General features: G+C 70.6%; 7 protein-coding genes and 1 pseudogene. All 8 read left to right on the top strand.

What is annotated here, in order from left to right; translation table 11 throughout:
* A pseudogene (locus QH283_RS14475) lies at positions 1–766 on the top strand (hypothetical protein); the annotation flags it as partial.
* 142 nt (positions 767–908) lie between these two features.
* Entirely contained in the window at positions 909–1,544 is a 636-nt protein-coding gene (locus QH283_RS14470; RefSeq protein WP_280503520.1) for a TetR/AcrR family transcriptional regulator, read from the top strand.
* A 199-nt stretch (positions 1,545–1,743) separates the two neighbouring features.
* Positions 1,744–2,586 (top strand): MlaE family ABC transporter permease, encoded by an 843-nt coding sequence (locus QH283_RS14465; RefSeq protein ID WP_280503519.1) that lies wholly within the window; start codon positions 1,744–1,746, stop codon positions 2,584–2,586.
* A complete protein-coding gene (locus QH283_RS14460; RefSeq protein WP_280503518.1) occupies positions 2,586–3,470 on the top strand; it encodes an ABC transporter permease in 885 nt (294 codons plus the stop codon). Before QH283_RS14465 ends, QH283_RS14460 begins: the two co-directional genes overlap by 1 nt.
* A 5-nt stretch (positions 3,471–3,475) precedes the next feature.
* Positions 3,476–4,483 carry an MlaD family protein gene (locus QH283_RS14455; RefSeq protein ID WP_280503517.1) on the top strand — a complete coding sequence of 336 codons (1,008 nt, stop codon included), beginning with the start codon at positions 3,476–3,478 and terminating at the stop codon, positions 4,481–4,483.
* Positions 4,483–5,499, top strand: coding sequence for an MlaD family protein (locus QH283_RS14450; protein ID WP_280503516.1), 1,017 nt, complete (start codon positions 4,483–4,485; stop codon positions 5,497–5,499). Before QH283_RS14455 ends, QH283_RS14450 begins: the two co-directional genes overlap by 1 nt.
* Positions 5,499–6,518 (top strand): MlaD family protein, encoded by a 1,020-nt coding sequence (locus QH283_RS14445; RefSeq protein WP_280503515.1) that lies wholly within the window; start codon positions 5,499–5,501, stop codon positions 6,516–6,518. The genes QH283_RS14450 and QH283_RS14445 overlap by 1 nt, the downstream gene beginning before the upstream one ends.
* 31 nt (positions 6,519–6,549) lie before the next feature.
* The coding region (locus QH283_RS14440; RefSeq protein ID WP_280503514.1) for an MCE family protein at positions 6,550–7,563 on the top strand (1,014 nt) is incomplete at its 3' end.

Below are 7,563 nucleotides of genomic sequence, written 5' to 3'. Positions count from 1 at the left end.
CCCGTACACGGTGCCGCCGCGGGCGGCCTCCGGCGCGGCCGGTGATCCCGCCGCCGAGGAGCGGGTGAACGTCCCGCACGTGGACCCGCCGGAGCCGACGCCGAACCCGACGCGGTTGAATCCGCTGCCGCCGGAGGAGTTGTCGGCGCCGCATCGCCCGCCGGAAGCGCCGCCTCAGGGCGGCGAGCCGGGCGCGCAGGCCGCGGACGCCCCGTTCGTGCCCCCGCCGACCACGTTCGCACCGCCGCCGCCCGGGGAGGAAGTGCCGGGACCGTCCGCGCCGCAGGGGGATTCGGGTCCGTACGCGGGCGGGGCGATGCCGCCTCCCGACCCGGACCGGGCCGCCTACACCCCGCCCTCGGAGCCCTACGTGCCCTACGGCGCGGCGGGGCCGCAGGGCGGGCAGGGGCCGGAGGTGCCGCCCGTGGATCCGCCCGGGCCGACCCAGCGCCCCTCCCGGTTGAATCCGCTGCCGCCGGAGGCCATGTCCGCGCCGTACCGCCCGCCCGGACAGGTCGCGCCTGCTCCGGCCGCCCCGCGCCCGTCCCGGATGCGCAATCCGCTGGCCTGGCTCGTGCTGCTGATCGCCTCGCTGGGGGTGCTGGCGGTGGTGCTCATGGTCGTCACCGCGACGGGCGGCAGCGAGGAGGGCGGCGGGTCCGAGCCCACCTCGACCACCACGGTCGTGCCCGGCACGGTCACCGTCGAGCCGACGACCGTCCCGCCGGGGCCGAATTCCTGCTTCCCCTTCCAGACGGACTGCTGAGCGCGCACCGGGTGCCCACAGCCCTCGAGATGTGGAGCACCCGGTACGGGTAGAAGCAATTGTGGTCACTTCCTGTCCGCAATGAAACCTGTCCGCTTTGTCTCTTCTCGGGCGATGAGTTCGGTGATACTCTCACCGAACTATGGGTCTCAAACCGGTGCGTTCGCTGCTGATCGATGCACTGGTCTCCGCTCCCGACGAAGGAGATACGACCGACGCGGCCATCCTCCGAGCGGCCATCGAGTGCCTGAGCAGGCACGGCATCGAGAGGATGACCGTGGCCGACGTCGCCGCGGAGGCCGGTGTCGGTCGCGCGACGGTGTTCCGGCGCTTCGTCTCCAAGGAGGAGCTCGTGCGCCGCGCGCTGGCCTGGGAGCTCGCGCACGTCGTCGAACACTTCCACGACGTCATCGACGACATCGCCGACCCGCTGGACCGCGCGGTGGAGTGGATCGTGGAGGCGGTGCGGGTGGCGCGCACCCATCCGGTCGCGCGCAGGCTCGTCGCCGACAACGCCGCGCTGCCGCTCATGCGCGATCCCGAGGTCGTCGCCATGCTGCTGGCCGCCGTCGGGCACGAACTCGACATCGTGGCGGCGCGCGCGGGGGTGGAGATCGACACCGAGATCGCCGCCGAACTCGTCTCCCGGTTCTTCGTCAGCGTCTGGCTCACCCCGCACCTCGGCGGCGCGGCCGCGACCGACTCCGGGGTGCGCAGGCTGGCCAGGACCATGTTCTCCTTCCTGCTCGTCCCACGAGCCCCCGACCACACGCACTGAGGACGCCACCGCCGAAAACGTCCCTGACCAGAACGTCCCTGCCACAGACGAATACCGATCGGGCGGCGAGCCGCTGCCGTCGGTCCCGAGAAGACGCCGTGGCCGCCGCGTGCCCTGACGCGCCCGCCGACGGCAGCCGAACGCATCCGCAGCCGGGTCACGCACCGCCGATCCTTTCGTACGGAGAGGAATTCCCCCGATGACTGCTCCAGTCGACGACCGCCCCGAGGAGGCGGCGGCGCCGGCGCGAACCGGCCCGCCTTCCCGAGCGACGGAATCCACCCGCACCTTCGGTCGCCTGTTCCGGCTCGGCGTGCGCGCCACGGTGCTGATGGTCGTCGACATCGCCCGCGGCCGGTTCCCGTTCCGGGAGGCCGTGGTGCAGGGCTGGTTCTTCGTGTCCGTCTCGGCTCTGCCCGCGGTGCTGGTCGCGCTGCCGCTGGGCGTGGTGATCGCCGTGCAGGTCGGCAGCATGACCGACAACGTCGGCGCCAACTCGATGGCGGGCGCGGTCGGCGGCATGGGCGTCATGCAGCAGATCGCCCCGCTGGCCGCCGCGCTGCTGATCGGCGGCGCGGGCGGCTCGGCCATCTCGGCCGACCTGGCCAGCCGCACCATCCGCGAGGAGATCGACGCGCTGCGCACCATGGGCGTCGACCCGCACCGGCGGCTGGTCGCCCCGCGCATCCTGGCCATGATCGTGGTGGCCCCGATGCTGTCGGTGCTGATCATCCTCATGAGCATCGTGGCCGGCTTTGCGGTCGCCGCGCTGGGCCAGGGCGTCGCGCCCGGCTCGTACTGGATGTCCTTCGGCAGCTTCGCCTCGGTCACCGACCTGCTGGTGTGTCTCGGCAAGGCCGCCGTCTTCGGCTATGTGGTCGCGGTGATCTCCAGCCATCGCGGGCTGGAGGCCAAGGGCGGGCCGAAGGGGGTGGCCGACAGCGTCAACGCCGCGGTCGTGCTCGGCATCCTCGCCTGCATGGTCGCCAACCTGGTGATCACCCAGATCGTCCTGATGTTCGTCCCGATGAGGTTCCTCTGATGTCATCTCCGCACCTCGGTGAGGTCGCTGTGCCGACCCCCTACCGGCCGAGGGCGCTGCGCTGGACCCGGCGCGCCGAACGGCTGTGGACGCCGATCGAATCGCTGGGCAACGCGGTGCATTTCACCACCCTGGCGTTCCTGGGCATCGGACACGCCCTGCGCCGCCACCGCCGCCAGGCCGTCGCCATCTTCACCGACCTGACGTGGGGCAACGGCCGCGCGGTCATCGTCGGCGGCGGTGTCGCCCCGGTGCTGGCCATCATGGGCGCGGTCGCGGGCGGCGTGGTCGGCATCGTCGGCTTCTCCGCCCTGGACATGCTCGGCATGGGACCGCTGGCAGGCGCGATGTCGGCGCTGGCCAACCCGCGTGAGCTGGCCCCGTTGATCGCGGCCATCGGCTTCGCCGCGCAGGCGGGCTGCCGGATCACTGCCGAGGTGGGCGCCATGCGCATCTCCGAGGAGATCGACGCGCTGGAATCGCAGGCCATCGACCCGATCCCGTACGTGGTCTCCACCCGGCTGATCGCCGCGGTGGCCGCGGTGATCCCGTCCTACCTGATCGCGCTGGCGCTCGGCTTCGCGACCACGAGCGCGACCGTGGCGCTGGTGGCGGGCAATTCGTCCGGCGCCTACGACCACTACTTCCACATGTTCACCGAGCCGATCGACCTGATCTACTCGCTGATCAAGGTCGTGGTCTTCGTGCTCGTGGTGACACTCGTGCACGCCTACCAGGGCTTCCACGCCGGCGGCGGGCCGGAGGGCGTCGGCATCGCCTCGGGCCGGGCCATCCGCGCCAGCCTGGTGCTGATCGTGACCACCGACATGATCCTGACGCTGTGCATGTGGGGTCTCAACGCGACCGTCAGTTTCTCGGGGTGAGGCGGATGAGCGGAAACATCCACGGCCCCACCCGATGGGGCCTGCGCACGCGCGGCATCGGCGTGCTCGTCGTGACCGCGCTGGTGCTGGCGGGCGCCTGGCAGATCACCCGGCCGGACCGGGACGGACAGATCCAGTTCGCGGTGCGCGCCGCCGACCTGGGCGACGGCGTGTCCACCGACACCGCGGTCCGCCTGCGCGGGCTGTCCATCGGCTCGGTGGTCGAGGTGCGCCCCGAGGGCCCGAAGGAGCAGGTGGTCACCCTCAGCGTCGACGAGGAGCGGGTGCGCGAGCTGTCCACAGCCATGAACACCCGGTTCGTCTCCTCCAACGTCTTCGGTTCCACCGCACTGGAACTGATCCCCATGCCCGGCGGCGAGGCCATCGCGCCCGGCGCCGTGCTCGACCTGGGCGAGGTCGGCGACTACACCGTCACCACCATCCTGCGTGACTCCGGTCGCCTGTTGCTGGACGTGGTGACCACCGAGCTGTCGGACTCCATCGACAGCTCCGTCGAACTCACCGAGCAGATGGCCCCGGTGCTGGCCTCGGCGCTGCTGGTGGCCCGCACGGTGGCGCGGGCGCGCAACATGTCGCTGAGTGAGCTGTTGCCGAAGCTGGCCGACGTCTCGGAGGGGACCGCGGTGTTCACCCCGGCCGCGCTGAGCACCCTGCACGCGCTGGCCTCCGTCGAGGAACTCGACGACGACTTCCGCACCAGGCAGGCCGGCGAGACCATCACCGAGGTCTCCAATCTGGTGCTCGCGCTGTCGGGCAATGTGGTCGGCGCGCTCGGACCGACCTCGGAGGTGGTCGACATGCTGCTCGATCTGATCATCCCGTTGAACCGCTCGCTGTCCGGCGTCACCCCCGAACAGGTGGACCGGCTGATCGACGGTCTCGGCGGGGCGCTGTACCGCGACGGAGACAGGGTGGTGCTCGGCGTCGACGTGCTGGTCGAGACGTTCCCGGCCTTCCGCATGCCGCTCGAGCTGACCGGAGGTGGCCGGTGATGCGCACTCCGGCACAGGCGGGCCTGCGCCTCGGCCTGCTGGCCTGCGTGGTGGTGGCGATCATCGTGCTGATCGTGCAGGCCATCGAGCGCCCGGTGTCCGGGTCGACCACCACCTATCGCGCCCAGTTCGGCGACGTGTTCGGCCTGAAGGAGAACACCGACGTCCGGTTGCGCGGTGTCCAGGTCGGCAAGGTCGTCGACATCTCCGTGGCCGACAACAGCCGCGCCGTCGTGGAGTTCACCCTGCTCGACGAGTACCGGCTGCGCGACACCGACCGGCTGGCGGTGAAGTTCCAGAACCTCACCGGCCAGCGCTATCTGGAACTGGAACGTTCCGCCGAGGACGGCGCCGAAGTCGACCCGCGCGAGCTGGTGACCCACACCGTCGACTCCTTCGACATCACCACCGTCTTCAACGGACTCAAACCGCTGCTGCGGGAGGCCGATCCGGCCGTCTACAACCGGCTCGCGGTCAATGTCGCGGCCCTCATCGACGGCAGCGAGGACAGCATCACCCCGGTCATGCGCGACATCGCCACCCTGGCCTCCTACGCCGAGGACCGTAGCGCGGTGATGAGCACCATCCTGACCAATCTGGAGGCGCTGTCGGACCAGCTGGCCGGCCGCTCGCAGAACCTGGAGAACATCTTGCGGGTCTTCCACTCGATCTTCACCCCGCTGGTCACCCGCATGGGTGAGTTCATGGACCTGGTCGAGGCGGGCGCGATCGAGATGTCCGAGGTCGAGCGCACGGTCGACGCGCTGGCGCGTCTCGGTCTCGGCGCCGCCGACTGGCACGACGACTTCACCCGGCGGGTCTCGGAGGTCATCCCCGACCCGGCGATCGCCATGCGCACCCTGTCGGTGCTGCCCGGCGTGCTCGAGGGGGTCAACGCCCTCATCCCGACCGAAGATCCGCGGCGGCAGTGCAGCAACGGTCTGCTCCCGCTGCCCATCACCGCCGACGTCCTGCTGCACGGCAGGCAGCTGGTCGTCTGCGACGGAGGTGCCTGATGCGCCTGCCCACCTGGCTGTCCTCATTCGACCTCGGCGCCGAGGACGCCGATCCGGTTGCTCAGACCCGTTGGGCCGCGGCCGGTCTCGGCGTGCTCGGGGTGATCCTCGCGATCGTGGCCGGGCTCTACCTGCACCCGCCAGGCACCAGCAGCTACGCGCTGGAGCTGCCCGAATCCGGCGGCCTGGCCGCCGGTGACGAGGTGCGCATCGCCGGTGTGCCGGTCGGCTCGGTGAGCTCGATCGCGCTCGACGGCGACCACGTCGACGTCACCTTCACCGTCGACTCCCGGTACACCCTCGGTGACCGCACCACGGTGTCGGTGCGCATGCTGACCCCCATCGGCGGTCTCTACCTCGCCCTGCACCCCGCGGGCGAGGAGCCGCTGCGCGGGCCCATTCCCGCCGAGCGGGCGAATCTGCCGTTCCTGATGGGCGAGCTGTTCGACGAGGCGGACGCGGTCTTCGAGCAGCTCGACCCCCAGGCGCTGCGCACCGCGCTGGACAGGACCGCCGCCGCGCTGACCGAATCGCCCGACGCGATCGGCTCCACAGTGGTCGACCTGGAGGCGGTGATCCAGATCCTGGCCGCGCAGCGGACCCAGATCGAGGACCTGCTCGCGCTGTCCAACGAGTACCTGTCCACGGCCAATGCCAATCAGGAACTCGCGCTGGAGATCATCCGCGGCTACGCGGTGCTCGGACCCAAGATCATCGCCGCGCGCGACGACGTGAAGATCTTCGCCGACGCGCTCTCCGGCCTGGCCGGGCTGGTGTTCGACTTCCTCAGCGGCCCCTACGCCGAGAAGGTCGAACCGCTGCTCGGGCCGATCGAGCAGGCCGCCGACGAGAGCAAGGAGCTCTCGGCGCAGGTCGAATCGATGATGAACTCCATGACCACCACCCTCGACGGTCTCGCACAGATCGCCGGACCCGAGGGCCAGGTGCTCATCGACCAGAGCAAGCTGACGGTCAGCCGACCCGATGCCTGCCTTCCGATGCCGGGAACACGGTGCTGACGTGGGAATTCGAATCACGGGAAAACGACGTATGGCCGTGGCGGCCGTGACCGCGGTGGCGCTCGCCGCGGGCGGTGTGGCCACCGTGCGGGCGGTGAGCGGGGGCGACACCCAGGCGCTGTGCGCCTACTTCGACGACACCTTCGGCCTCTATCCCGGTGCGCCGGTGACGATCCGCGGCGTCGCGGTCGGCACGGTGCGCGAGCTGGAGCCGGATGGGCCGAGGGTACGCGTGGAAATGGAGACCGACCGCCGCGAGCTGCCCGCCGCGACCGGCGCCGTCATCGCGCACGCCTCCATCCTCACCGACCGGCGCGTCGAACTCGTCGACGCCGACCCCGGCGACGGGCCGACGCTGCCCGATGGCGCCTGTATCGACCGGGAGAAGACCCGCACGCCGGTCAGCGTGTCCGACGCGCTCGGTTCCTTCTCCGAACTGGTCAGGCAGATGACCGAACTCGGCCCCGACGGCGCCGCGCCGCTGGAGGCGGTGCTCACCAGCGCGGGCGACGAGTTCGACGGCCTCGGCCCCACACTGAACCGGGAACTGAAGGCGCTGGCCGACATGCTCGCCACGCCCGACAGCTTCATGGACCAGCTCGGCGCGCTGCTGGACAACTCCGCGGAGCTGTCCACCTTCGTGACCGGCGACTGGGAGGACGTGAAGCTCACCCTCCAGACCTTCGCCCCCGGCCTGGCCTCGATCGAGGAAATGCTGGTCATCGCAAAGATTCTCGTCGAGAAGCTGTCGGCGGCGGTAGAGCCGTTGGACCGCCTGTTCCATGAGCATTTCCCCTATCTCATGGACACGTTGAACTCGACGCTGCCCATCCTGACGATGGTGCGCACCCAGGCCGAGGGCGCACAGGATCTGCTTGCCAAGATCCCCGGCGTGGTCGGCATGCTCCAGACCATGGTCGCGGCCCGTTCCGGCTCGCTCGGACTCGACCTGATCCCCGCCCGCGCCGAGGTGCCCACCCCCGACGCGTCGCTGGCCTGCGCCGCGCTGACGCAGATCGCGCCCGACAGTTGCACTGTGCTGACC

Origin of the sequence: Nocardia farcinica, from assembly GCF_029867845.1 — a bacterium.
In the GTDB taxonomy this organism is placed as follows: domain Bacteria; phylum Actinomycetota; class Actinomycetes; order Mycobacteriales; family Mycobacteriaceae; genus Nocardia; species Nocardia farcinica_A.
The sequence above is the reverse complement of the archived record's forward strand: the minus strand, read 5'-3'. Positions and strand labels throughout refer to the sequence as shown.

Coding starts and splice junctions, on each gene's coding strand:
- QH283_RS14470 (WP_280503520.1), top strand. CDS start 909: ATGGGTCTCAAACCGGTGCGTTCGCTGCTGATCGATGCACTGGTCTCC.
- QH283_RS14465 (WP_280503519.1), top strand. CDS start 1,744: ATGACTGCTCCAGTCGACGACCGCCCCGAGGAGGCGGCGGCGCCGGCG.
- QH283_RS14460 (WP_280503518.1), top strand. CDS start 2,586: ATGTCATCTCCGCACCTCGGTGAGGTCGCTGTGCCGACCCCCTACCGG.
- QH283_RS14455 (WP_280503517.1), top strand. CDS start 3,476: ATGAGCGGAAACATCCACGGCCCCACCCGATGGGGCCTGCGCACGCGC.
- QH283_RS14450 (WP_280503516.1), top strand. CDS start 4,483: ATGCGCACTCCGGCACAGGCGGGCCTGCGCCTCGGCCTGCTGGCCTGC.
- QH283_RS14445 (WP_280503515.1), top strand. CDS start 5,499: ATGCGCCTGCCCACCTGGCTGTCCTCATTCGACCTCGGCGCCGAGGAC.